Annotated in this window: 20 protein-coding genes; 13 read left to right on the top strand and 7 right to left on the bottom strand. The window is 69.7% G+C overall.

Annotation, left to right across the window (positions count from 1 at the left end; all coding sequences use genetic code 11):
- Nucleotides 1-363 precede the first annotated feature (363 nt).
- A complete protein-coding gene (locus tag AC0B9F_RS29250) occupies nt 364-1,701 on the top strand; it encodes an MATE family efflux transporter (protein ID WP_472007612.1) in 1,338 nt (445 codons plus the stop codon).
- A 203-nt stretch (nt 1,702-1,904) separates the two neighbouring features.
- On the opposite strand, the gene rplI is transcribed toward AC0B9F_RS29250, so the two are convergent.
- The 4 genes from rplI to rpsF all read right to left on the bottom strand — a co-directional run bounded on the left by rplI (nt 1,905) and on the right by rpsF (nt 3,650).
- The gene (gene rplI / locus AC0B9F_RS29245) at nt 1,905-2,351 is read right to left on the bottom strand and encodes a 50S ribosomal protein L9 (protein WP_472007610.1); all 447 of its coding nucleotides are present in this window, start codon (nt 2,349-2,351) and stop codon (nt 1,905-1,907) included.
- Between the two features lie 18 nt (nt 2,352-2,369).
- Complete coding sequence (gene rpsR, locus AC0B9F_RS29240; RefSeq protein ID WP_003949403.1) at nt 2,370-2,606, bottom strand: 30S ribosomal protein S18; 237 nt, start codon at nt 2,604-2,606, stop codon at nt 2,370-2,372.
- An 82-nt stretch (nt 2,607-2,688) separates the two neighbouring features.
- The gene (locus AC0B9F_RS29235) at nt 2,689-3,282 is read right to left on the bottom strand and encodes a single-stranded DNA-binding protein (protein WP_472007608.1); all 594 of its coding nucleotides are present in this window, start codon (nt 3,280-3,282) and stop codon (nt 2,689-2,691) included.
- 77 nt (nt 3,283-3,359) lie between these two features.
- A complete protein-coding gene (gene rpsF / locus AC0B9F_RS29230; RefSeq protein WP_043502363.1) occupies nt 3,360-3,650 on the bottom strand; it encodes a 30S ribosomal protein S6 in 291 nt (96 codons plus the stop codon).
- A 275-nt stretch (nt 3,651-3,925) separates the two neighbouring features.
- Here rpsF and AC0B9F_RS29225 point away from each other — a divergent pair, with 275 nt between their 5' ends.
- From AC0B9F_RS29225 to AC0B9F_RS29215, 3 genes are all read left to right on the top strand, one after another.
- Nucleotides 3,926-4,240, top strand: coding sequence for a hypothetical protein (locus AC0B9F_RS29225; protein WP_472007606.1), 315 nt, complete (start codon nt 3,926-3,928; stop codon nt 4,238-4,240).
- A gap of 169 nt (nt 4,241-4,409) precedes the next feature.
- Complete coding sequence (femX, locus tag AC0B9F_RS29220; protein ID WP_472007604.1) at nt 4,410-5,531, top strand: peptidoglycan bridge formation glycyltransferase FemX; 1,122 nt, start codon at nt 4,410-4,412, stop codon at nt 5,529-5,531.
- A 65-nt stretch (nt 5,532-5,596) separates the two neighbouring features.
- Nucleotides 5,597-6,628: an alanine racemase gene (locus AC0B9F_RS29215; RefSeq protein WP_472007602.1), complete on the top strand. Its 1,032-nt coding sequence runs from the start codon at nt 5,597-5,599 to the stop codon at nt 6,626-6,628.
- A 93-nt stretch (nt 6,629-6,721) separates the two neighbouring features.
- On the opposite strand, the gene AC0B9F_RS29210 is transcribed toward AC0B9F_RS29215, so the two are convergent.
- Nucleotides 6,722-8,224, bottom strand: a complete 1,503-nt coding sequence (locus tag AC0B9F_RS29210; RefSeq protein ID WP_472007600.1) for a glycosyltransferase family 87 protein — start codon at nt 8,222-8,224, stop codon at nt 6,722-6,724.
- Between the two features lie 130 nt (nt 8,225-8,354).
- A complete protein-coding gene (locus AC0B9F_RS29205; RefSeq protein WP_472007599.1) occupies nt 8,355-11,057 on the bottom strand; it encodes a transglycosylase domain-containing protein in 2,703 nt (900 codons plus the stop codon).
- 384 nt (nt 11,058-11,441) lie between these two features.
- Between AC0B9F_RS29205 and AC0B9F_RS29200 the strand changes: the two genes are divergently transcribed.
- From AC0B9F_RS29200 to AC0B9F_RS29185, 4 genes are all read left to right on the top strand, one after another.
- Nucleotides 11,442-12,119, top strand: a complete 678-nt coding sequence (locus AC0B9F_RS29200; RefSeq protein ID WP_472007598.1) for a PadR family transcriptional regulator — start codon at nt 11,442-11,444, stop codon at nt 12,117-12,119.
- A 43-nt stretch (nt 12,120-12,162) separates the two neighbouring features.
- Nucleotides 12,163-13,245 (top strand): inositol-3-phosphate synthase, encoded by a 1,083-nt coding sequence (locus tag AC0B9F_RS29195; protein ID WP_472007596.1) that lies wholly within the window; start codon nt 12,163-12,165, stop codon nt 13,243-13,245.
- 86 nt (nt 13,246-13,331) lie between these two features.
- Complete coding sequence (locus AC0B9F_RS29190) at nt 13,332-14,594, top strand: MFS transporter (protein WP_472007594.1); 1,263 nt, start codon at nt 13,332-13,334, stop codon at nt 14,592-14,594.
- A gap of 117 nt (nt 14,595-14,711) precedes the next feature.
- Nucleotides 14,712-15,236 carry an LppU/SCO3897 family protein gene (locus AC0B9F_RS29185; protein WP_472007593.1) on the top strand — a complete coding sequence of 175 codons (525 nt, stop codon included), beginning with the start codon at nt 14,712-14,714 and terminating at the stop codon, nt 15,234-15,236.
- Between the two features lie 106 nt (nt 15,237-15,342).
- Here the strand turns inward: AC0B9F_RS29185 and AC0B9F_RS29180 are convergent, their stop codons facing one another.
- On the bottom strand, nt 15,343-16,785 hold the full coding sequence (locus tag AC0B9F_RS29180) for a CCA tRNA nucleotidyltransferase (RefSeq protein ID WP_472007591.1): 1,443 nt from the start codon (nt 16,783-16,785) through the stop codon (nt 15,343-15,345).
- A 292-nt stretch (nt 16,786-17,077) separates the two neighbouring features.
- On the opposite strand from AC0B9F_RS29180, the gene AC0B9F_RS29175 reads away from it, so the two are divergent.
- From AC0B9F_RS29175 to AC0B9F_RS29155, 5 genes are all read left to right on the top strand, one after another.
- Nucleotides 17,078-19,519, top strand: a complete 2,442-nt coding sequence (locus AC0B9F_RS29175; RefSeq protein WP_472007589.1) for a DUF6049 family protein — start codon at nt 17,078-17,080, stop codon at nt 19,517-19,519.
- 44 nt (nt 19,520-19,563) lie between these two features.
- A complete protein-coding gene (gene murJ, locus AC0B9F_RS29170) occupies nt 19,564-21,891 on the top strand; it encodes a murein biosynthesis integral membrane protein MurJ (protein WP_472007588.1) in 2,328 nt (775 codons plus the stop codon).
- Nucleotides 21,892-22,027: 136 nt separating this feature from the next.
- Nucleotides 22,028-23,749 (top strand): protein kinase family protein, encoded by a 1,722-nt coding sequence (locus AC0B9F_RS29165; protein ID WP_472007587.1) that lies wholly within the window; start codon nt 22,028-22,030, stop codon nt 23,747-23,749.
- Between the two features lie 26 nt (nt 23,750-23,775).
- Entirely contained in the window at nt 23,776-24,501 is a 726-nt protein-coding gene (gene sigM, locus AC0B9F_RS29160; protein WP_472007585.1) for an RNA polymerase sigma factor SigM, read from the top strand.
- Nucleotides 24,498-25,409: an anti-sigma factor family protein gene (locus AC0B9F_RS29155; RefSeq protein WP_472007583.1), complete on the top strand. Its 912-nt coding sequence runs from the start codon at nt 24,498-24,500 to the stop codon at nt 25,407-25,409. The genes sigM and AC0B9F_RS29155 overlap by 4 nt, the downstream gene beginning before the upstream one ends.
- Nucleotides 25,410-25,449 lie beyond the last annotated feature (40 nt).

Raw genomic sequence — 25,449 nt, 5'->3', positions numbered from 1 at the left:
GCGTCGGTTTTGTGGCGTTTCTGCCACGGGCGGACGGAGCGGGCGCCGGACAACGGTAGGCCCCACGGGGGCATCAGCCAATCTGGTTATCCACAGGCCATGTGGACGACGGCCCCGATGCTGTGGAGAAGTCCGCGAAACCTGTGCACGACCCGGTGGACAGCGCTGTGAACAAGCTCGCTCCGCCATCGACGCAACGCGCCTGACCTGCGGTTTCGGCGTCCACCGGCTGTGCAGAAGAAAAACTTTCCCAGTCGGCCCAAGATCACTTCGAACACTGCGCGAGAAGACACCCGCCGATACGGTCAGTAAGGGTCATTAGTGCATTGCATCTCTTACCTGTGGACGACTAGATTGGTGCGCATGACACAGGCTCCCGCGACCACCAGGGTCACCCGCCGCCGCCATGACCGCGAGATCGTCGCCCTGGCCGTTCCGGCCTTCGGTGCCCTCGTCGCCGAGCCTCTCTTCGTCATGGCCGACAGCGCCATCGTGGGCCACCTCGGCACCGCCCAGCTCGCCGGGCTCGGCGTCGCCTCCGCGCTGCTCACCACCGCGGTGAGCGTGTTCGTCTTTCTCGCCTACGCGACCACGGCCGCCGTGGCCCGCCGCGTGGGCGCCGGTGATCTCCCGGCCGCCATCCGCCAGGGCATGGACGGCATCTGGCTGGCGATCCTGCTCGGCGCGGCCGTAATCGCCCTCGTCCTTCCGCTGGCCCCGGCGATCGTCGACCTCTTCGGCGCCTCGTCCACCGCGGCACCGTACGCCACCACCTATCTGCGGATCTCCGCACTCGGCATCCCCGCCATGCTCGTCGTGCTCGCCGCGACCGGTGTGCTGCGCGGGCTGCAGGACACGAAGACACCGCTCTACGTCGCTGTCGGCGGCTTCGTCGCCAACGGCGCCCTGAACGCGGGCCTCGTCTACGGCGCCGGTCTCGGCATCGCGGGCTCGGCGTGGGGAACCGTCATCGCCCAGTGCGCCATGGCCGCCGTCTACCTCACGGTGGTGATCCGCGGTGCTCGCAGGCACGGCGCCTCCCTGCGACCCGACGCCGCGGGCATCCGCGCTTCCGCCCAGGCAGGCGTGCCGCTCCTGGTACGCACGCTGTCCCTGCGCGCGATCCTGATGATCGCCACCGCCGTGGCCGCACGCCTCGGCGACGCCGACATCGCCGCCCACCAGATCATCCTGTCGCTGTGGAGCCTGCTCGCCTTCGCCCTCGATGCCATCGCCATCGCCGGGCAGGCCATCATCGGCCGCTACCTCGGCGCGGGAGACACCGACGGCGCCCGAGCCGCCTGCCGGCGCATGGTGGAGTGGGGCATCGCGGTCGGCGTCGTCCTCGGCGTCCTGGTCGTACTCACCCGTCCGCTCTTCCTGCCGCTTTTCACCAGCGACTCCTCGGTGACGGACACCGCGCTCCCCGCGCTGCTGATCGTGGCGCTCTCCCAGCCGGTCTCCGGCGTCGTGTTCGTCCTGGACGGTGTCCTGATGGGCGCCGGCGACGGACCGTATCTCGCCTGGGCGATGCTGCTCACCCTGGCCGTCTTCGCCCCGGTCGCGCTGCTCGTCCCGACGCTGGGCGGCGGGCTGACCGCGCTGTGGGCGGCGATGACGCTGATGATGACGGTGCGGCTGGTCACCCTCTGGCTGCGCACCCGCTCGGGCCACTGGCTCGTGACGGGCGCGACACGCTGACCGTTTCACGTGAAACGGTCAGCGCCCTTCACTCGACACAGTCCGCTGAGTCGACAACCCGCTCACCGTTTCACGTGAAACACCACTCCGCGTCCCCTGCCAGGGCAGCCCCCGGCAAGCAAAAGGGGCCGCACCCTCAAGGGTGCGGCCCCTCTCACGGGCTCGTTTCACTGGCTCGAGCGAGCGCAGCGATCACGAGGTGATCAGCCCGCGACGACCTCGATGTTGACCTTGGCGGCAACCTCGGGGTGCAGACGCACGGACGTCTCGTGGGCGCCCAGCGTCTTGATCGGCGAACCGAGCTCGATGCGGCGCTTGTCGACCTCGGGGCCACCCGACGCCTTGATCGCGGAAGCGATGTCGGCCGGGGTGACGGAACCGAAGAGACGGCCGGCGTCGCCGGAGCGGACGGCCAGACGGACCTTCACGCCCTCGAGCTGGGCCTTGACCTGATTGGCCTGCTCGATGGTCTGGATCTCGTGGATCTTGCGAGCACGACGGATCTGCTCGACGTCCTTCTCGCCACCCTTGGTCCAGCGGATCGCGAAGTTCCGCGGGATCAGGTAGTTGCGAGCGTAACCGTCCTTGACGTCGACGACGTCGCCCGCGGCACCGAGGCCGGAGACCTCGTGGGTGAGGATGATCTTCATTGGTCGGTCACCCTTCCCTTAGCGCGCGGTGGACGTGTAGGGCAGCAGCGCCATCTCACGGCTGTTCTTGACGGCCGTGGCGACGTCACGCTGGTGCTGCGTGCAGTTGCCGGTCACGCGGCGGGCACGGATCTTGCCGCGGTCGGAAATGAACTTCCGCAGCATGTTCGTGTCCTTGTAGTCCACGTACGTGACCTTGTCCTTGCAGAAAGCGCAGACCTTCTTCTTCGGCTTGCGCACAGGCGGCTTCGCCATGGTGATTCTCCTGTGTGATCAAGAAGTTTGGGTACGACCCGCCCTCGACCGGGACCGGCCCCGAAGGACCGGATCCGAAGGCCTAGAAGGGGGGCTCGTCCGAGTAGCCGCCACCGCCGCCGGCGCCGCCGGAGGCTCCGCCCCAGCCGCCGCCGCCCTGGTTGCCACCGGCAGGAGCGCCGGTAGCCCACGGGTCGTCGGCAGGAGCGCCGCCGCCCTGCTGGCCGCCACCGCCGGGGCCGCCGCCCCAGCCGCCGCCGCCCTGCTGGCCGCCGCCGCCACCGCCGCCGTAACCGCCCTGGCCACCGCGGCCGGCGGTCTTGGTGACCTTGGCCGTGGCGCTGCGCAGGCTGGGGCCGACCTCGTCGACGTCCAGCTCGTAGACCGTGCGCTTGACACCTTCACGGTCCTCGTACGACCGCTGCTTCAGCCGGCCCTGCACGATGACGCGCATGCCTCGCTGGAGCGACTCCGCGACGTTCTCCGCCGCCTGGCGCCAGACCGAGCAGGTCAGGAACAGGCTCTCGCCGTCCTTCCACTCGTTGGTCTGACGGTCGAAGGTGCGGGGGGTGGACGCGATACGGAACTTCGCGACCGCCGCACCGGAGGGGGTGAAGCGCAGCTCGGGGTCGTCGACAAGATTGCCGATGACCGTGATGACGGTCTCGCCTGCCATGGGGAACCTCTCGGCGGGATTGCTGCTGGCTGCTGTGGGGTGCTACTCGGATCCCGGGATCAGCTGAGCGAAAACGCTCAGTGCATCTCGGGGCGGAGGACCTTGGTCCGGAGGACCGACTCGTTCAGGTTCATCTGCCGGTCGAGCTCCTTGACGACCGCAGGCTCGGCCTGCAGGTCGATGACCGAGTAGATGCCCTCGGGCTTCTTCTTGATCTCGTACGCGAGACGACGACGGCCCCAGGTGTCGACCTTCTCGACCTTTCCGCCGCCATCACGGACGACAGAGAGGAAGTTCTCGATCAGCGGGGAGACAGCGCGCTCCTCGAGATCGGGGTCGAGGATGACCATCACCTCGTAGTGACGCATGTGGAACCCACCTCCTTTGGACTCAACGGCCACGGTCGTTCCGTGGCAGGAGGGTTGTGATGCGTACGCAACGGTATCGGCAGCCACTGACAACCCAGGTCAGTCGGCGACATCGCCCTGGCCGGTCTTGAAGCGGCCCGGGCAGACACCGGTGCAGACGTTACAGACTACCCGCACACCGGCTTCCGGTTGAAATCCGGCCGGGGAGGCCGTCAATCTGTACACATCGGGTGTGTATGGCGCTACGATGCGCCGTCTTCCGCAGGAGGTGCCCTATGGCACAGGCATTGCGACCCAAGACCGCCTCCGGCCTTTTCGCCACGGACGGAAAGGCCCATCCTCTCCAGGACACGCTGCTCGTCGTGACGGTGGTCCTCGGCCTGCTGGCCTTCATCACGGCTCTGGTCTCCGACGACCTGCACCTGCTCAGCTCGTGGGCCGGTCTGGTGGGCATCCTCACCGGTGCCTACGGGCAGTGGATCTCGGTGACCACCCGTGAGCGCTTCGGACTCATCGTGGGGCTGGGCGCGTCCGGTGTCGGTTTCCTGCTCGGCATGGCGCACGGCGGCCTCTTCGGCGGCCTCCTCTGACGCCACCCGGCCCCTCCCTCTCCCGCACCACACATCTCACCCGGCCGCGCGGCGGCCGGGCGAGATGTCCCGTGCGCCCAGCCGGGGCGCTCCGCGGGCGCAGTAGGCTTCGGCGCTAGAGCCGGAGCCCCTGACCCATGGGGACACACCAGCCCGAGGAGCGCCCCGAATGAGCCTGACCCTGAGGACCATCAGTCGCGAGCAGCATCTGGCCTTCATCCAGACCCTGCCGGCGGCTAGTCACATGCAGGTCCCGGCGTGGGCTGACGTGAAGGCGGAGTGGCGCTCGGAGAGCCTCGGCTGGTTCGACGACCGCACCGGTGAGCTGGTCGGCGCGGGCATGGTGCTCTACCGGCAGCTGCCCAAGATCAAGCGCTACCTCGCCTACCTGCCCGAGGGCCCGGTCATCAACTGGTTCGCGCCCAACCTCCAGGACTGGATCGAGCCGATGCTCGCCCATCTGAAGCAGCAGGGCGCCTTCTCGGTGAAGATGGGTCCGCCGGTGGTCATCCGGCGCTGGAACGCCGAGACCATCAAGAAGGGCATCCAGGACCAGGACGTGAAGCGCCTGCGCGACCTGGAGGCCGACTTCATCGAGCCGCGCGCCTTCGAGGTGGCCGACAAGCTGCGCCGTATGGGCTGGCAGCAGGGCGAGGACGGCGGCGCCGGGTTCGGTGACGTCCAGCCCCGCTACGTCTTCCAGGTGCCGCTGGCGAACCGCTCGCTGGAAGAGGTGCACAAGAACTTCAACCAGCTGTGGCGCCGCAACATCAAGAAGGCGGAGAAGGCCGGCGTCGAGGTCGTCCAGGGCGGCTACCACGACCTGGAGGAGTGGCAGCGGCTGTACGAGATCACGGCCGTGCGCGACCACTTCCGGCCACGCCCGCTGTCGTACTTCCAGCGCATGTGGTCGGCCCTCAACAGCGAGGACCCCAACCGCATGCGGCTGTACTTCGCCCGCCACAACGGTGTGAACCTGGCGGCGGCCACGATGCTGATCGTCGGCGGGCACGTCTGGTACTCCTACGGCGCCTCCGACAACATCGGCCGCGAGGTCCGGCCCTCGAACGCGATGCAGTGGCGGATGCTGCGCGACGCCTACGCGCTCGGCGCGACCGTCTACGACCTGCGCGGCATCTCCGACTCGCTGGACGAGTCCGACCACCTCTTCGGCCTGATCCAGTTCAAGGTCGGCACGGGCGGCCAGGCCGCCGAGTACCTCGGCGAGTGGGACTTCCCGCTGAACAAGCTGCTCCACAAGGCGCTCGACATCTACATGTCGCGCCGCTGACGCCCCGTTCAGTGCTTCCATACCTCTGACACACGCAGACCACGAGAAAGGTTCCAGGTCCGGCCATGGCGCTCACGCTCTACGTCGACACCGCGCGCTGGCGGGCGCACCACAAGCACGTGCAGGAGCAGTTCCCGGGGCTGGTCCCGGTCTGCAAGGGCAACGGCTACGGCTTCGGCCACGAGCGGCTGGCCGAGGAGGCCACGCGCCTGGGTGCGGACCTGCTCGCCGTCGGCACGACGTACGAGGCCGCCCGGATCAAGGACTTCTTCAGCGGCGACCTGCTGGTGCTGACCCCGTACCGGCGCGGCGAGGAACCGGTTCCGCTGCCCGACCGCGTGGTGCGCTCGGTCTCGTCCATCGACGGCGTGTACGGCCTGGTGGGCGCCCGCGTGGTCATCGAGGTGATGTCCTCGATGAAGCGGCACGGCATCAGCGAGCAGGACCTTCCGCAGCTCCACGCCGCCATAGAGAACGTCCGGCTGGAGGGCTTCGCCATCCATCTGCCGCTGGACCGTACCGACGGCTCCGACGCCGTCGAGGAGGTCATCGGCTGGATGGACCGGCTGCGTGCTGCCCGGCTGCCGCTGCACACGATGTTCGTCAGCCACCTCAAGGCCGACGAACTGCAGCGGCTGCAGCAGCAGTTCCCGCAGACCCGGTTCCGGGCCCGTATCGGCACGCGGCTGTGGCTGGGCGATCACGAGGCAACCGAGTACCGCGGCGCGGTCCTGGACGTCACGCGCGTGTCCAAGGGCGACCGCTTCGGCTACCGGCAGCAGAAGGCGGCTTCCGACGGCTTCCTGGTCGTCGTCGCGGGCGGTACCTCGCACGGGGTGGGGCTGGAGGCTCCGAAGGCGATGCACGGCGTCATGCCGCGCGCCAAGGGCGTCGCGCGCGCCGGTCTCGCCACCGTGAACCGGAACCTTTCTCCGTTCGTCTGGGACGGCAAGCAGCGCTGGTTCGCCGAGCCTCCGCATATGCAGGTGTCCATCCTGTTCGTGCCTTCCGACGCGTCCGAGCCGCAGGTCGGCGACGAGCTGGTGGCCCATCTGCGGCACACCACCACGCAGTTCGACCGGATCATGGACCGCTGAGCCGGCACGGCGAACACGCGTAAGGCCGTACACGGGAGCGCCCGTGTACGGCCTTTGTCGTGCGGCCCCGGGGCGCCGCCCACTGCTGTTCGCTCAGAGCGAACCCCCGGCCGGGTCACCGCCGTTGCCCCACCGCACCGTCGGGGTGTCGAAGTGGACGGCGTGCCGCGGGGGATGGGCGGCGGGTCCGAGGACGAACACGTCCTCCGCGCCGTCGAGGACTCCGCCGGAGGGGTCGTCGTCACCGGCGCGGCGCACCACGTCCCGCTCCGGCATGAGGATGTCCCGCACCACGACGGCGCACAGGTACAGCGTCCCCAGCAGGTGCACGCCGATCGCCCAGTGGTAGCCGTCGGTCGGCAGGCCCTTGTGGGCGTCTCCGCTGGTGGTGTACGCGAGGTACATCCAGATGCCGAGGAAGTACGCCACCTCGCACGCCTGCCAGATGAGGAAGTCCCGCCACTTGGGCCGGGCCAGCGCGGCCAGCGGCACCAGCCACAGGACGTACTGCGGGGAGTAGACCTTGTTGGTGAGGATGAACGCGGCCACGATCAGGAACGCGAGCTGGGCGAACCGGGGGCGGCGCGGTGCGGTGAAGGTGAGGACGGCGATGCCGAGGCAGCACAGGAGCATCAGGACCGTGGCGAGCGTGTTGACGGTGTCGGTGCTCAGCGGATGGCTGGAGTTCTGGGCCATGATCAGCCAGAACGAACCGAAGTCGACGCCCCGCTCCTGGCTGAACCGGTAGAACTTCGACCAGCCCTCGAACGCGAAGAGCATCACCGGCAGGTTCACCACGAGCCACGACACGGCCGCGCCGATCACGGCCTGGCCGAAGTCCCGCCACTTGCCCGCACGCCAACACAGCACCAGCAGCGGGCCGAGCAGGAAGAGCGGGTAGAGCTTGGCGGCCGTGGCGAGCCCGAGCAGGACTCCGAAGGCCAGGGAACGGCCCCGGGACCACATCAGCATCGCGGCGGCCGTCAGGGCGACGGCGAGCAGGTCCCAGTTGATGGTGGCTGTCAGGACGTAGGCGGGTGCCAGAGCGACGAGCAGGCCGTCCCAGGGCCGGCGGGCGTGGGTGCGGGAGACGCAGACGGCGATGACGGCCGCGCAGACCATCAGCATCCCGGCGTCGACCATCCAGTACCACTGCTCCTGGTGCTGGATGCTGCCGCTGCCGGGCGTCAGCCAGGCCGCCACCTCCATGAAGACGCCGGTCAGCACCGGGTACTCGAGGTAGTCCATGTCGCCGGGCAGCTTGTCGAAGTACGGCACCAGGCCGTCCGCGAAGCCGCGCCCCTGATACAGGTGCGGGATGTCGGAGTAGCAGGCGTGCGTGTACTGCGAGCTGGCTCCGAAGAACCAGGCGCCGTTGTAGCAGGGCGCCTTCTGCACCAGCCCGAGGGCGAACATGCCGATCGCCACCAGGGCGACGATCCGGACGGGCGTCCACCAGGAGGCCCCGGTCAGGGCGCGCCGTCCGAGGGGACCGCCGATCAGCTCGCTGCCGGCCGCGGCGACCTTGTCGTCCCGGGTCGGCCGCACCGGGTCCGGCTCGTGCACGCTCGTCGGCGTCGATTCTGCGCTGGGCATGGGGCACATCCTGCCGTACGAGACTGGGAAAACGCCGAGGGCCGCCGCACCTGAGTCGGTGCGGCGGCCCGTGTTTCACGTGAAACGTCGGGATGTTCCACGTGAAACACCCGTGTCGGGTGATCGGCGGCTATCCGGCCGGGCCTCCGAAGAGGCCGCCTCCGCCACCGTTCTGGTTGCCCCGCGGGGTGCCGCCGCTGCTGTCGGACGGCGACGGCGAGGTCGATACACCACCGTCCGTGCCGCCGGTATCGGTGCCACCGCCGGTCGCCCCGCCGGTGGACGGGTCGCAGGCCCAGTCCCAGGGCTTGCAGGACTCGCTCGGCGACGGCGACGGACTGGTGTCGCTATGGCTGGGCGACGGCGTCGGCGACGGGCTCTCCGTCTCTGTCTCCGTCGCCGACGGAGTGGGCGTCGGAGAGGGCTGCTGGTTGATGATCTCGCCGATGGGCTCGGGCGCCGGGAACGGCACGGACGGCTCGCCCTTCAGCGCCTCCGCCATGTAGTCGTGCCAGATCTGCGCCGGGAAGGAGGCGCCGTGGATCTTCTTCTGGCCACCGGTGCCGAACATCTCGAGAAACGTCCGGTTCTTGTTCGACGCGTCGTCGTCGTACCGGAACATGGTGATCGCCGTGGACAGCTGCGGGGTGTAGCCCACGAACCAGGCGGACTTGTTGCCGTCGGTGGTACCCGTCTTGCCGGCGACGTCGCGGCCAGGGAGCTTGGCGGCGGTACCCGTTCCCTTGTCGACCACGGTCTTCAGGACGTCGGTGACGTTGTCGGCGACCTTCGAGCTGAAGGCCTGCTTCGTCTTGGTCTTGTGCTCGTAGGTCACACCGTCCTTGCTGACGACCTTGTCGACCGAGTACGGGTCGCGCTGGTGGCCGCTGGCGGCGAAGGTGCCGTACGCGCCCGCCATACGGATCGCACTGGGGTCGGAGGTACCGATCGAGAAGGACGGGTAGCTGGTACCGGCCAGGCTGGTCTCCAGCAGGCCCGCGTCGATGGCGGCCTGCTTCACCTTGTCGAGGCCGACGTCCATGCCGAGCTGGACGAAGGGGGAGTTCACCGACTCCCGCATGGCCTCGCGCAGGTCGATCAGGTACTTGGGCGGGTCACCGTAGGACTTCTGGCCGTCGTTGGTCTGCAGCCACTCCTGGCCCTTCTCGTTCGTCCAGACGTTGCCCTGGTAGTCCTTGATCTTCAGCTTGTTCTTGGCGTTGTACAGGCTCTCGGGGGAGACGATGGTGCGCGCGTCCTGGGGCTGGTCCGGTCCCAGCTTGGGGTCGCGCTTGCCCCACTCCATGGCGGCGGCCAGAACGAACGGCTTGAAGGTCGAACCCACCTGGGCACCGGTGGCGTCGGCGTTGTTGGTGAAGTGCTTGGTCGCGTCCTCACCACCGTAGATCGCCTTGATGGCACCGGTGCCCGGGTCCACGGACGCCCCGCCGAACTGGACGTGGGTGTCTTCGGGACGCAGCTTCGGCTTGATGTTGGCCTTCTGCACCTTGGTGACGGAGGCCTCGAGCTCCTGGACCTTCTTCTTGTCGAAGGTGGTGTAGATCGACAGGCCGCCCTCACGCAGCTTCTGCTGGGTGACAGTGGTTTCGCCGCTGTGGGTGACCAGGTAGCTGTTCGCCAGGTCGACCAGGTAGCCGATCTGACCGCTGAGCCGGGTGTTGGAGCGCGGGTTCTGCACCGTGGGGAGGGTCCGGTACTTGTCGCGTTCCGCGGCGCTGAGGTGGCCGTACTTGACCATCTTGTCCAGCGTGTCCTGCATCTGGTTCAGGGCGCGCTTGGCGTTGGCGTCGGCCGTGGCCGCAGGGTCGATCGAGGTGGCGCCGGCCGGGTCGTAGTAGGTGGCGCCCTTGAGCATCGCGGACAGGAACGCGCACTGGCCGGGGTTCAGGTCGACGGCGTCCTTGTTGAAGTAGGCGCGCGCGGCCGCCTGGATGCCGTAGGCGTTGCGCCCGTAGTACGCGGAGTTCAGATAGCCGGCCATGATCTTGTCTTTGTCGACCGTGGCCCCCACCTTGATCGCGACGAAGATCTCCTTGACCTTGCGCGAGACGGTCTGCGACTGGTCGTTGAGCATCGCGTTCTTCACGTACTGCTGGGTGATGGTCGAGCCACCCTGCGTCTCGCCGCCGCGCGCCATGTTCAGCACGGCCCGGGCGATGCCCTTGGGGTCGATGCCGCTGTCGGTGTAGAAGGTCTTGTTCTCCTGCGAGACCACGGCGAACTGCATCGCCTTGGGGATCTGCGCGAGGTTGATGATCTGGCGGTTGGTCTCACCGCCCGTCGCGACCATCTGGCTCTTGTCGGACCAGTAGTAGACGTTGTTCTGCGCGGTCGCGGTATCGGCCAGGTTCGGGACGCTCACCATGGCGTATGCGATGCCCGCAACGGCCACCAGGCTGCCGAGGAAGCCGATGAAGAGACCGGACACGAGCTTCCACGACGGCACCCAGCGGCGCCAGCCGTACTTGCCCGCGCGCGGGTAGTCGATGAAGCGCTTCTTGCCGGGGTCGGCCGCACGTCCGCGGCCCCGTCCCGGACCGGCGGGGGCCGGACGGCGCCCGCCCTGGCCCGGATCGGCCGCTCGGCGCCGGCCACCGCCTCTCTGCGCCGCTCTGCGGGCCTCGGCGCGCCCGCCGTAGGGCCGCTCCTCACCTTCCGACCCGTAGGCACCCGACTCGTACGCGTCGGACGGAGACCCGCTGGCGCCTCGCGGTGCCGCCCGGCGGCCGGAGGACGAGCCGGACGTACCGCGTCGGCCCGCGGCACGTCCGCCTCCCTGCGGCTGTGGCGGTTTGCGACGGTGCTCGCTCATCGAACGATTACTCCTAGGGCAGGCGCGCCCGTGCGCGCCTGGAAACGGCGGCTGGTTTCCGGTCCCCCCGAAGTACGGATGTGGTCGGTTTCGCATTCACCCGTACTGCACCGAGGACGATGACGCCCTCAGGCGTCACTCGGTTCCCGGTGGTCTGCATGGCGCACAGACTACGCACCGTCAAAACCCGCCGAGTCCCGAAGTTCACCCCAAATCAGGCAACTCAGTTGTGACGAATCAGTGATGTGATCCCGTTCACCGTCGCTCCTCTTGTCGCACTCGCCAGGCCGATCTATCGTGCTGATGTATCGAGTCGATACATCAGCTCGGCATAAGGACCGTCACGGCACCCGTCACTCGGGTCGCGGCAGAGAGGAGGCGACGATGAGCCGGCGTTCCGGCATCCTCGAGTTCGCCGTACTCGGCCTGCTCCGCGAATCCCCGATGCACGGCTATGAGCTGCGCAAACGACTCAATACGTCGCTGGGTGTGTTCCGTGCCTTCAGCTACGGGACGCTCTACCCCTGCCTCAAGACGCTGGTCGCCAACGGCTGGTTGACGGAGGAGGCGGCACCGGGCAGCGAGGACGCCCTGGCCGCTCCGCTCGCGGGGCGCCGCGCCAAGATCGTCTACCGGTTGACGGCGGAGGGCAAGGACCACTTCGAGGAACTGCTGTCGCAGACGGGCCCCGACGCGTACGAGGACGAGCACTTCGCCGCTCGCTTCGCCTTCTTCGGGCAGACCTCGCGCGACGTCCGGATGCGCGTCCTCGAAGGCCGCCGCAGCCGGCTGGAGGAGCGGCTGGAGAAGATGCGCGCCTCACTGGCGCGCACCCGGGAGCGCCTCGACGACTACACCCTCGAGCTCCAGCGCCACGGAATGGAGTCCGTGGAGCGCGAAGTGCGCTGGCTGAACGAGCTCATCGAGAGCGAGCGGGCCGGAAGGGACATGCGTTCCGCCGGAGGGGCCGCTCAGCAGGACAGAACATCTGGAGCGTCGGGCGGCCTGCCCCGTACCGGGGACACCCCCCGGACGGATACGCCCGACGACACCGCCACGTGAGCGCCCACCAGGGCATCACTCGTACACACAGGGAGCAACCGGAATGGGTTCGGTGCGCGTAGCCATCGTCGGCGTGGGCAACTGCGCCGCCTCGCTGGTGCAGGGAGTCGAGTACTACAAGGACGCCGACCCGGCGTCCAGGGTGCCGGGCCTGATGCACGTCCAGTTCGGCGAATACCACGTCAAGGACGTCGAGTTCGTCGCCGCCTTCGACGTCGACGCCAAGAAGGTCGGCCTCGACCTCTCGGACGCCATCGGCGCCTCCGAGAACAACACCATCAAGATCTGCGACGTGCCCACCACCGGTGTGACGGTCCAGCGCGGCCACACCCTCGACGGCCTCGGCAAGTACTACCGCCAGACCATCGAGGAGTCGGACGCCGAGCCGGTCGACGTCGTCCAGGTCCTCAAGGACAAGCAGGTCGACGTCCTGGTCTGCTACCTGCCCGTCGGTTCCGAGGACGCGGCGAAGTTCTACGCCCAGTGCGCCATCGACGCCAAGGTCGCCTTCGTCAACGCCCTCCCGGTCTTCATCGCCGGCACCAAGGAGTGGGCGGACAAGTTCACCGAGGCGGGCGTCCCGATCGTCGGTGACGACATCAAGTCCCAGGTCGGCGCCACCATCACGCACCGCGTCATGGCGAAGCTGTTCGAGGACCGCGGTGTCGTCCTGGACCGCACGATGCAGCTGAACGTCGGCGGCAACATGGACTTCAAGAACATGCTCGAGCGTGAGCGCCTGGAGTCCAAGAAGATCTCCAAGACGCAGGCCGTCACCTCCCAGATCCCCGACCGGGACCTCGGCGAGAAGAACGTCCACATCGGCCCGTCCGACTACGTCGCCTGGCTCGACGACCGCAAGTGGGCCTACGTCCGCCTCGAGGGCCGCGCCTTCGGTGACGTGCCGCTGAACCTGGAGTACAAGCTCGAGGTCTGGGACTCCCCGAACTCCGCCGGCGTCATCATCGACGCCCTGCGCGCCGCGAAGATCGCCAAGGACCGCGGCATCGGTGGCCCGATCCTGTCGGCGTCCTCCTACTTCATGAAGTCGCCGCCGGTGCAGTACTTCGACGACATCGCCCGCGAGAACGTCGAGAAGTTCATCCGCGGCGAGGTCGAGCGCTGACACAGCGCCGATAGCTCCTGCCAGGGCCGGAAGGGTCCCTGGGGCGATGTGCCCCGGGGACCCTTCCGTGTGTGAGGCTGTGCCGCATGGCCGTCGTCCGTGATCTTCGCGTGCTGCTCCGCTTCGGGGACTTCCGGCGCCTTCTCACGGTACGGCTGCTCTCCCAGGGCGCGGACGGGATCTACCAGGTCGGCCTCGCCACCTACGTCGTGTTCTCGCCCGAGAAGCAGACCTCACCCGCCGCGATCGCCTCCGCCATGGCGATCCTGCTGCTGCCCTACTCCCTGGTGGGCCCCTTCGCGGACGTCCTGCTGGACCGCTGGCGCCGCCGGCAGGTCCTCGTCCACGGCAACCTGCTGCGCGCCCTGATGGCGACGGTGACGGCCGCCCTGATGGTCGCTCACGTCCCCGACTGGCTCTTCTACGTCTCCGCGGTGTGCGTCACCGCGGTCAACCGGTTCGTGCTCGCGGGCCTGTCCGCCGCCCTGCCGCGCGTGGTCGACGCCGAGCGGCTGGTGATGGCCAACTCGCTGTCCCCGACCGCGGGAACACTCGCCGCGACCGCCGGCGGCGGACTGGCCTTCGTCGTACGCCTGATGGCCGCGGGCTCCGACGCCGCGGTGGCGCTGCTGGGCGCGGCCCTGTACCTGTGCTCCGCGCTCGCCTCACTGCGCCTGGCCGTCGGACTCCTGGGCCCCGAGCGGGCACTGGTACGGCCGCGGTTCGCGCAGGCGGTACGGGGCACCGCACGCGGGCTCGCCGCGGGCGCGCGCCACCTCGCCGCACCGCAACGCCGCGAGGCGATCTGGGCGTTGGCCGCGGTGACGCTGATGCGGTTCTGCTACGGCGCCCTGACCGTCACCGTGCTGATGCTGTGCCGGTACGCCTGGACCTCCGACGCGGACCGGGGGCTGGCGCTGCTGGGACTGGCTGTCGGCGTCTCGGGTGCGGGCTTCTTCGCGGCGGCCGTCGTGTCCCCGTCCGCCGTGGGCCTGCTCGGGCCGGTGCGCTGGATCCAGGTCTGCTCGGCCTGCGCGGCGGTGCTGGTGCCGGCGCTGGGCCTGACGTTCCGCCAGGGTCCCGTGCTCGTCGCTGCGTTCGTGCTGGGACTGGTGACCCAGGCGGCGAAGATCGCCACGGACACCGTGGTGCAGTCGACGGTCGACGACGCCTTCCGCGGCCGTGTCTTCTCCGTTTACGACGTGCTGTTCAACGTCGCTTTCGTGGCTGCGGCCGGTGTTGCCGCGCTGATGCTGCCACCTGACGGGCGCTCCGCTCCGCTCGTGGTGACGGTGGCCTTGGTTTATGGGGCGGTTGCCCTGGCTATGGCACGTTTTCGGCGCCGGTAAGTGTCACATCCAAGCCACAGAGTGAACTCGGGAAAGCAAAGTGGCCACAAGGACCCAGTAATTTACGTGGGTCTTATCTAGCGCGCTGCGCACCCACGTTCGAGGGGGACCCCCAAAGTGACCACTCCGCCGCCCCACGGCCAGAACCCGTACGCCCAGACGCCTCCCCCGCCCGTGGGTCAGCAGCCTGGTCAGCCCGGCATCCCGCCGCAGGGCGCGCCCTACGCCCCGTTCCCGAACCAGGCCGGCCCGGGCGCCCCCGGCGCCCCGGTCCCGCCGCCGGTGCCGGCCGCTCCGGCGAAGAAGGGCGGGAAGAAGGTCCTGAAGGTGATCTCCGGCATTGTCGTCGCGATCATCATCGCCCTGGTGAAGTTCGGCGGCGTCTTCGGCATCAGCTGGTTCATGAGCCGCAGCGACGCGGAGACGACGTCGGTCGGCTCCTGCATGCACAACAAGGGCACGGACACCGACGCGAAGCTCGAGGAAGTCGACTGCTCCTCGACCGACGCGCAGTACAAGGTCGTGAAGAAGTTCGAGTTCTCCAGCGACGAGAACAAGTGCGAGGGCATCGCGCCGGTCTGGTACGTCCAGTCGGGCAGCGCTCACGACGTGGTGCTGTGCCTGGACGAGGTCAAGAAGTAACGCATTCGCGGTCAACGCACGCAGGGGCGGTGTTTCACGTGAAACACCGCCCCTGCGACGTACCCGGGGTCGTGTTTCACGTGAAACACGACCCCGTTCCGTTGGTTCAGCCCTGCTCGGACCACCAGTCCTTCAGGGCGGCCACTGCCTGGTCGTGCTCCATCGGGCCGTTCTCCAGGCGGAGCTCCAGCATGTGCTTGTAGGCCTGGCCGATCAGCGGGCCGGGACCGACGCCCAGGATCTCCATGATCTGGTTGCCGTCGAGGTCCGGGCGGATCGCGTCCAACTCCTCCTGCTCCTGCAGCTGGGCAATGCGCTCCTCCAGGCCGTCGTAGGCACGGGACAGGGCGGCCGCCTTGCGCTTGTTGCGGGTGGTGCAGTCGGAACGCGTCAGCTTGTGCAGACGGCTCAGGAGGGGGCCGGCGTCACGGACGTAGCGCCGCACCGCGGAGTCCGTCCACTCACCCATGCCGTAGCCGTGGAAGCGCAGGTGGAGTTCGACCAGCCGGGAGACGTCCTTGACCAGCTCGTTGGAGTACTTCAGCGCCGTCAGCCGCTTCTTGGTCATCTTCGCGCCGACCACCTCGTGGTGGTGGAACGAGACCCGGCCGTCCTTCTCGAAGCGGCGCGTCCTCGGCTTGCCGATGTCGTGCAGCAGCGCGGCCAGCCGGAGCGTCAGGTCGGGGCCGTCCTCCTCCAGGGCGATCGCCTGCTCCAGAACGATCAGCGTGTGGTCGTAGACGTCCTTGTGCCGGTGGTGCTCGTCGCTCTCCAGCCGCAGGGCCGGCAGCTCGGGCAGGACCCGCTCGGCGATCCCGCTGTCCACGAGCAGGGCCAGGCCCTTGCGCGGGTGGGCGGAGAGGATGAGCTTGTTCAGCTCGTCCCGCACCCGCTCCGCCGAGACGATCTCGATCCGCTCGGCCATCTGAGTCATCGCCGTCACCACCTCGGGCGCGACCTCGAAGTCGAGCTGGGCGGCGAAGCGCGCGGCCCGCATCATGCGCAGCGGGTCGTCGGAGAAGGACGCCTCCGGGGTGCCCGGGGTGCGCAGCACGCGCGCCGCCAGGTCCACCAGACCGCCGTGCGGGTCGATGAACTCCTTCTCCGGCAGCGCGACGGCCATCGCGTTCACCGTGAAGTCGCGGCGGACGAGGTCCTCCTCGATGGAGTCGCCGTAGGACACCTCCGGCTTGCGGGAGGTGCGGTCGTAGGCCTCGCAGCGGTAGGTGGTGATCTCGATCTGGTAGCCGGACTTCTGCACACCCACCGTGCCGAAGGCGATCCCGACCTCCCAGACGGCGTCCGCCCAGGGCCGCACGATCTTCAGGACGTCCTCGGGCCGGGCGTCGGTCGTGAAGTCCAGGTCGTTACCGAGCCGGCCGAGCAGCGCGTCGCGTACCGAGCCGCCGACCAGGGCGAGCGAGAAGCCCGCCTGCTGGAAACGGCGGGCGAGGTCGTCGGCGACGGGGGCCACCCGCAGCAGTTCGCTCACCGCGCGCTGCTGCGCCTGACTCAGGGCAGTGGGAGTGTCTTCGTTGGCGTTCGGCACAACAGAACAGGGTACGTGCACCGGCGGGCCGCGCAGAGAAGCGCTCCTCTTTACAAGGATCCATGCTTATAGGGATCCATGTCGGGATCTGCACCGCAGGTGCGCCGTCTCCTGACCTCATGGGGCAGCGGCCTGCGGCTGATCTTGGGGCGCGAGGCGTGGCCGGCTTTGCGGCGCAGCCCGTCGCTGATCTTGTGGCGCAGACCGCGGCACTTCCACTCAGCGCGCATCGTTACCATGCGTGGACGCACATTCCGACGACCACTGACGACGACGAGGGACGGGCGAGCGCGTGGCCGAGGCGGCAGACATCCAGGGGACCAGTCCCTCACCTGCCCGCCGCTGGTTGCGGCGCACCGCCGCCCTGCTCACGGGGGTGCCCCTGCTGGCCGGGCTGCTGCAGCTGCCCGCCGCACCGTCCGCCCAGGCCGCACCGCACGCGGCGCCCGACGCCTCGGGGTCGCGCACGGTGTCCGTGGCCGTGGACTCGCTCACCCCCAGCGCTCTCTCCGACGGCGACACCCTGACGGTCTCCGGCACCGTGACGAACAACGGCCGGCAGCCTGTCACCGACGCCCACGTGGGGCTGCGGGTCGGTCCGGAGCTGTCCACCCGCTCCGAGATCGACGCCTCCGCCGAGCGCGGCGCCTACAGCCCCGGCGCCGACGGCTCGGAGATCGGTGGCACCTACCTCACCAAGTTCGCGAGGCTCACCCCCGGTGTCGCCGAGCACTTCAGCATCTCCGTACCCGTGGACAAGCTGGACCTCGGCGGTGACGGCGTCTACCAGCTCGGTGTCTCGCTCTCCGGCAAGACCGCCACGCAGTCGTGGGAACAGGTCCTGGGCATCCAGCGGACCTTCCTGCCCTGGCAGCCCGACGAGGCGGACACCAAAACGAAGACGACCGTCCTGTGGCCGCTGATGTCGCCGGTGCGGATGACCGCCGAGACGAGCCCCGGCGAGCAGCAGACGCCGGTCTTCCTCAACGACGACCTGGCCAAGGAGATCGCCCCGGGCGGCCGCCTGGAGCAGATGGTCGCGCTGGGCAAGAGCATCGACGTGACCTGGGTGATCGACCCCGACCTGCTGGCGTCCGTGGACGCGATGGCGGGCAGCTACAAGATCCGGAACGCCGACGGGACCACGACGCCGGGCCGCAACCAGGCCGTCGCCAAGCAGTGGCTCACCGAGCTGCAGCAGGCGGTGGCGGGCAAGGAGGTCGTCGCCCTGCCGTTCGGTGACCCGGACCTGGCGTCCCTCGCCCACAACGGCACCGGCGTGACCGGTTCGCTCAGCCAGCTCAAGGCGGCCACCGACGTCGCGACGCTCACCGTGCAGACCGTGCTGCACGTCACGCCGACCACCGACTTCGCCTGGCCCGTGGCCGGCGCCGTCGACCCGTCGATCGTGAAGGTCGCCACCTCCGCGGGCGCCGACAAGGTGATCGCGCGCAGCGACAGCTTCCGGGAGACCGCCGGGCTGCCCTACACGCCGTCCGCCGCCCGCCCCGTCGGCGGCGGCACCACGGCGGTCGTGGCCGACGCCCGGCTGTCCACACAGTTCCAGGGCGACCTGACCTCGGCCTCCGCCTCCTCGCTCGCCGTGCAGGAGTTCCTCGCGCAGAGCCTCGCGCTGAACCAGCAGTCCGACAAGGAGCGCAGCATCGTCGTCGCCCCGCAGCGGATGCCGACCGCGAGCCAGGCGCAGGCGATGGCGGAAGCCGTGGCGGCGCTCCAGGGCAGCACGTGGTCTCAGCCCCAGCAGCTGACGGCGGCAGCGAAGGCCAAACCCGACCCGGACGCCACCACGGCCATCCCCTCGGGGTCGGCGTACCCGTCGTCGCTGCGGCGGCAGGAGCTGCCGCGCTCGGCCTTCGCGCAGATCGCGACCACGCAGGACAAGCTCGACAACTTCCAGGTGATCCTCACGGACCCATCCCGGGTCGTGACCCCCTTCGGGCGGGCCATGAACCGCGAGATGTCCACGTCGTGGCGGGGGCGGAACGCGGAGGCGCGGGGGTTCCGCCGGGGCGTGGAGGACTACCTGGACACGCTCGCCCACCAGGTGAAGCTGATCGACAAGTCCGACACCAAGCTGTCCGGACGCAGCGCCACCATCCCGGTGTCCGTGCAGAACAACCTGCTCCAGGGTTCCGACCACCTGGTGCTGCGCCTGACCTCGACCAATCCCACCCGTCTGAAGATCGGCGGGGGGGCCTTCGACGAGCAGCGGGTCACGGTCTCCGGCGGACACAGCCAGACGGTGAAGTTCACCACGTCCGCGAACGTCAACGGCCAGACCACGGTGATCGCCCAGCTGTTCACGGAGGACGGCCGCAAGTACGGCTCCCCCGTCTACTTCGACGTGAAGGTCACCGAGATCACCGCCACGGTGATGCTGGTCATCGGCGGCGGTGTCCTGCTGCTCGTCCTGGCCGGCTTCCGGATGTACACCCAGCGCAAGCGGGCCGCTGCCCGCGCCGCCGAGGAAACCGGGGTGCCGCCGAACGCCGCCCCGGCCGACGAGCCGGCCGACGAGCCGGCCGACGAGCCGGGCGACGAGCCGGGCGACACGGAGGCCGCCGGGGAGAACCCGGAAGGCCCCCGGGACCGTCTCACGCAAGAGTCCGCCCCCCGCCCGGGGGCAGACGGTACGCAGCCGAGTGACCCGACACCGGACACCGCAGCGGAAAACCCCGACCCGTCCGGGACGGGTGAGAGAGTGGACCGTTGAGGATGTCGTGGCCGGTGGGCCCGGGACGATGAGGTGGGGTAACCATGAACGCGCCGTACGACGGTGACCGCGGCCAGGCCGTGGGCGGCTCGGGCCACCCCGAGGGCCCGCCGCCCGAGGACGGCCCGGTACCGCCGCAGCACCCCGCGGACATGTATCTCCAGGACGCCTACGACCAGGACCCCTACCGCGGGCAGGACCTCTCAGCCCAGGACCCGGTCGCCGAGGCGCTCTACGACCGTGCCGCGCACCCGCCGCCCCCGCCGGGCACCTTCCCGCCGGCACAGCAGCTGTACGCGCAGCCGCAGCAGTCGCCGTACGCCCCGGACCCGCACGTGTGGGCCCAGACGCCCGCGCCGGAACCGGACGGGCCGACGCAGTACCTCCCCTTCGGCGACGATCCCCGCACCACCCAGTACGTCGGGGTGGACGACCTGGTCGGCCAGGCCGGTGAGGGTCGCCACGAGCCGGATGCCTTCGCCCACCTCTTCCGCGACCAGCAGCAGAGCGCCGGCCACCCGTCCTACGAGCAGCAGTCGTCGGTGCCGGGCCCGGCGGCCGCGCCGGGCGCCGGACAGGGGCCCGCGGGACCGCCGCACCAGGCACCGCCGACCTCCGCCGAGCAGACGCTCCACCTCGGTGCCACGCCCGCCGCACAGCCCGTCACCGCGGACGCCTCGGCCGACGTGGCGACCGATGTGCAGGCTCCAGCGGCTGTGCCCGCCGCGCCGGCGAAGAAGGCCGGCCGCGCCGGCGGTCTGCTGAAGTCGAGCGCCGTGATGGCGGCGGGGACGATGGTCTCCCGCCTGACCGGCTTCGTCCGCTCCGCGCTGATCGCGTCCGCGCTGGGCATCGGCGTCCTCGGTGACACCTTCCAGGTCGCCTACCAGCTGCCGACGATGATCTACATCCTGACCGTCGGCGGCGGTCTGAACTCCGTCTTCGTGCCGCAGCTGGTGCGCTCGATGAGGGAGGACGAGGACGGCGGCGAGTCCTACGCCAACCGGCTGCTGACCCTGGTCATGGTCGCGCTCGGCCTGCTCACGGTGGCGGCGGTCTTCGCCGCGCCCCTGCTGATCCGGCTGCTGTCCGACTCGGTCGCCTCCGACCCCGCCTCCAACGCGGTCGGGATCACCTTCGTGCGCTACTTCCTGCCCTCGATCTTCTTCATGGGCGTCCACGTCGTGATGGGGCAGATCCTCAACGCGCGCGGCAAGTTCGGCGCGATGATGTGGACCCCGGTCCTGAACAACATCGTCATCATCGTGACGCTGGCCATGTTCATCTGGGTGTACGGCACCGCCGAGCATTCCGGCATGAAGGTCACCAACATCCCGCCGGAGGGCCAGCGCCTGCTCGGTGTGGGCGTTCTGCTCGGCCTGGTCGTGCAGGCCCTGGCGATGATCCCCTACCTGCGGGAGACCGGGTTCCGGCTGCGGCTGCGCTTCGACTGGCGCGGCCACGGCCTGGGCAAGGCCGCCACTCTCGCCAAGTGGACCTTCCTCTTCGTCCTCGCCAACCAGGCCGGCGCGCTGGTCGTCTCCCAGCTGTCGACCTCCGCCGGCAAGGCGTCCCCCGTCAACGGCACCGGCTTCGCCGCTTACGCGAACGCCCAGCTGATCTGGGGCCTGCCGCAGGCGATCATCACGGTGTCGCTGATGGCGGCCCTGCTGCCGCGCATCTCCCGCTCGGCGGCCGAGGACGACACGGGCGCCGTCCGTGACGACATCTCGCAGGGCCTGCGCACCACGGCCGTCGCGATCGTGCCCATCGCCTTCGGCTTCCTCGCCCTCGGCATCCCGATGTGCACGCTGATCTTCGGCTCGGCCGGCACCGGCGAGGCCACCAACATGGGCTACATGCTGATGGCCTTCGCTCTCGGCCTGATCCCGTACTCCGTGCAGTACGTCGTCCTGCGCGCCTTCTACGCCTACGAGGACACCCGCACGCCCTTCTACAACACGGTCATCGTGGCGGTCGTCAACGCCGGCGCCTCGGCGCTGTGCTACTTCCTGCTCCCGGCCCGCTGGGCCGTCGTCGGCATGGCCGCCGCCTACGGCCTCGCCTACGCCATCGGTGTCGGTGTCGCGTGGGCGCGTCTGCGCAAGCGCCTCGGCGGCGACCTGGACGGCGCCCAGGTCCTGCGCACCTACGCGCGGCTGTGCATCGCCTCGGTCCCGGCCGCCGCGCTCAGCGGCGCCGCCTGCTACGGCATCGGGCACGCGCTCGGACAGGGCGTGGCCGGCTCCTTGGCGGCCCTGCTGGCGGGCGGACTCGTCCTGCTCGGCGTCTTCTACGCGGCCGCCCGCCGGATGCGCATCGAGGAGCTGAACTCGCTCGTCGGTATGGTGCGCGGACGACTGGGCCGCTGAGAAGGGGTAGGCGCACAACCAACGGCCGCCACCGTGTGTCGTGCATAGCGGCGGACTGTGGGCACAATTGGTTTCGGCGTCGGACGGCGCGCTCGTCGTGGCACGGCGCGCAAAAGATGGGGAGGCAGGGACGACGGTGGCGGAACGGAGTACGGCTGCCGTCGACGTGGCAGACAACAGCGACGATGAGTCGCTGACCGCACAGGCGGACCAGTCCACGGCCGACGGGGTGGCCCAGAACCGGGAGCGGGAAACGGACATCGACGAGGCACAGGGGAGTGGCGGGACGGCGGAACGTCCCGGGAAGGCCTCACCGCCCGAGCTCCACAGCGGTCACAAACTGGCCAGACGCTACCGACTCGAGGAATGCGTCACCCGTCTGGACGGATTCAGCAGCTGGCGTGCGGTCGACGAGAAACTGCGCCGTGCCGTCGGTATCCACGTCCTGCCGGCCGACCACGCGCGGGCCCGCTCCGTGCTGGCGGCGGCCCGCTCCTCCGCACTGCTCGGCGACCCCCGCTTCGTGCAGGTCCTGGACGCCGTCGAGGAGAACGACCTCGTCTACGTCGTCCACGAGTGGCTGCCCGACGCCACCGAACTGACGACGCTGCTGTCCGCCGGCCCGCTGGAGCCGCACGACGCCTACCAGATGGTCAGTCAGATCGGCGCCGCCATGGCCGCCGCCCACCGCGAGGGCCTCGCCCATCTGCGCCTGAACCCCAACGCCGTGCTGCGCACCTCCACCGGTCAGTGGCGCATCCGCGGCCTGGCCGTCAACGCCGCGCTGCGCGGGATCAGCTCCGACACCCCGCAGCGCACCGACACCGAGGCGATCGGCGCTCTGCTGTACGCGACGCTCACCCAGCGCTGGCCGTACGAGAACGACGCCTACGGTCTGTCCGGGCTGCCCAAGGACCTCGGTCTGATCCCGCCCGACCAGGTTCGGGCCGGAGTCCACCGCGGTCTGTCCGAACTCGCCATGCGTGCCCTCGCCAACGACGGCGCCACCGCCTCCCGGCACGAGGCGCCGTGCACCACGCCGGAGGAGCTGGTCAAGGCGATCGGTGAGATGCCCCGCATCCGCCCGCCCGAGCCGGCGTTCACCGCACCGCCCGAATACCAGCGCACGACGTACCAGCAGGGCTCCTACGGCCGCCCCTCACCGCACCCCGGCGTCACGCAGCCGGTGCCCGCACCGCCGCCTCCGCTGCAGAGCCGTACCGGCAAGGCGCTGAAGTGGGCGGTGTCCGCCCTGCTGATCGCCGCGCTGGGCCTGGGCAGCTGGCAGCTCGCGGACGCTCTGATGGACCGGGGCGGCACGTCGGACCAGACCGACCAGACCCAGACCACGGACGGCAACGGCAAGGGCGACGACCAGACCCGGCCGGTCAAACCCATCGCGATCAAGAACGCCCAGGAGTACGTGGCGGAGGGTTCGCCCCAGGCACCCCTGGACGTGGACAAGACCTACGACGGTGACAGCTCCACGTACTGGCGCACCAAGCGCTACAACGAGGGCCCCACACTCGCCCCGTACAAGCCGGGCGTGGGCATCGTCTACGACCTCGGCTCGGCGCAGGAGGTCCAGTCCGCGTCGATAGCGCTCCGGTACGCCGGTGACCACACGACGGTGCATCTGTATGCCACCGACTCCCTGACGCCGTCCACGTCGGTCGACGGCATGAAGGAGATCGGCACGGCCACCACGAGTGGCACCTCGCTCACCGTGAAGGCGTCGAAGACGGTGAAGACGCAGTACGTCCTGCTGTGGATCACCGCGGTGCCGAGCGCGCCCTCGGACGGCTACAGCAGCGCGGGCTGGAAGCAGGCCATCACCGACGTGGAGTTCAAGGGCTGACATCTCACCGAGGGGCAGGGGGTCGGATGGCGGACGGCAGTGGGTATGACGGTGTGAGTGATCAGGAGCTGCTCGACCGCCATGTTCAGGGAGACCCCGACGCCTTCGGTGAGCTCGTCCGGCGGCACCGGGACCGGCTGTGGGCGGTGGCCCTGCGCACGCTCGGGGACCGTGAGGAGGCCGCCGACGCGGTGCAGGACGCCCTCGTGTCCGCCTACCGGGCCGCCCACACCTTTCGGGGGCAGTCGGCCGTCACGACCTGGCTGCACCGGATCACCGTGAACGCCTGCCTCGACCGCGCCCGCAAGGCGGCCTCCCGCAAGACCTCGCCGGTCGACGACACCGAGCGGCTGGAGCAACTGCTGGAGCCGCACGAGTCCGCCTCGGCGCCCGCGGAGCGCAACGACCTCCACCGCCAGCTCCTGGAAGCGCTCGGCACCCTCCCGGCCGACCAGCGGGCCGCCCTGGTGCTGGTCGACATGCAGGGCTATCCCGTCGCCGAGGCCGCCCGCATCCTCGACGTGCCGACCGGGACGGTGAAGAGCCGCTGCGCCCGCGGCAGAGCCCGGCTGCTTCCGCTGCTCACCCATCTGCGGCCCGGACGCACCTCCGACAGCGGAAAACCGGACGAGGGACGGAACCGGGTGGACGGGACATCCGTCCCACCGGCAGCGGAACGCGGTGACCCGGGTTCCGGTGAGACAGGACCGAGCGACTCAGCTGCTGTGAAGGGCGGAGGTGGGCGAGCGTGACATCCACGACGGACATGGCGGGGCACCCGGACGTCGCCGAGATCTCCGACCTCGCCGAGGGACTGCTCCCGCCGGCGCGGACCACGGATGTCCGGCGCCATCTCGAGTCGTGTGAGCTGTGCGCGGACGTCTACGCGTCGCTGGAGGAGATCCGCGGGCTGCTCGGCACGCTGCCGGGCCCTCCCCGGATGCCGGCCGATGTCGCGGGTCGTATCGACGCCGCGCTCGCCGCCGAGGCCCTGCTGAGCGCGACCACCCCTGACGAGCGCTCGGAGGAGGTGACCGCCTCCCCGGTCAGCGGGCGCGAGGCGCAGGTTTCACGTGAAACAGCAACCGCGTCGGACCGTCCCGCCGGGCGCGCCCGCACGGCCACCACCGGCCCGGGTCGGGGGCAGCGCCCGCGCCGCAGCCGCCGTACGGTCGGGCTCATCGGTGCCGCCTGCGCGGCCGCCGCTGTCGGGCTCGGCGCTCTGCTGGTGTCATCCCTGACCGGCGGTTCGTCCGGGACGACGGCACAGCAGCACCGGTCCACCGCCGCGGACACCTTCTCCGCGGCCGGGCTGCCGCAGCAGGTCGACCGGCTGCTCGCTCAGCAGCAGAAGTCCTCCGACGGCTCCCGCACGCCGCACAGTTTCGGCGCCGACACCCGGACCGGCACCGAGCAGCCCAAGGTGTTCCGCTCCGGGCCCACCGTCCCCGAGTGCGTCCGCCGGGGCCTCGGCCGCAACGATGCCGTCCTGGGCACCGAGACCGGCACCTTCCAGGGCAAGGACGCGCTGCTCGTCGTGGTGCCCGACACCTCCGACGTGAACCGGGTCGACGCCTACCTCATGGACGCCACCTGCGTCGCCCATCCCTCGGCCGGCACCGCCAAGGTGCTGCTCAAGGACTCGTACACGCGTCCCTGAGGACAGCCCGCACGTGTGCACGGGCAGGACGGGAATGCAC

The organism is Streptomyces sp. NPDC097129 (assembly GCF_055668065.1).
This window is presented reverse-complemented; position numbering and strand designations above follow the sequence as displayed.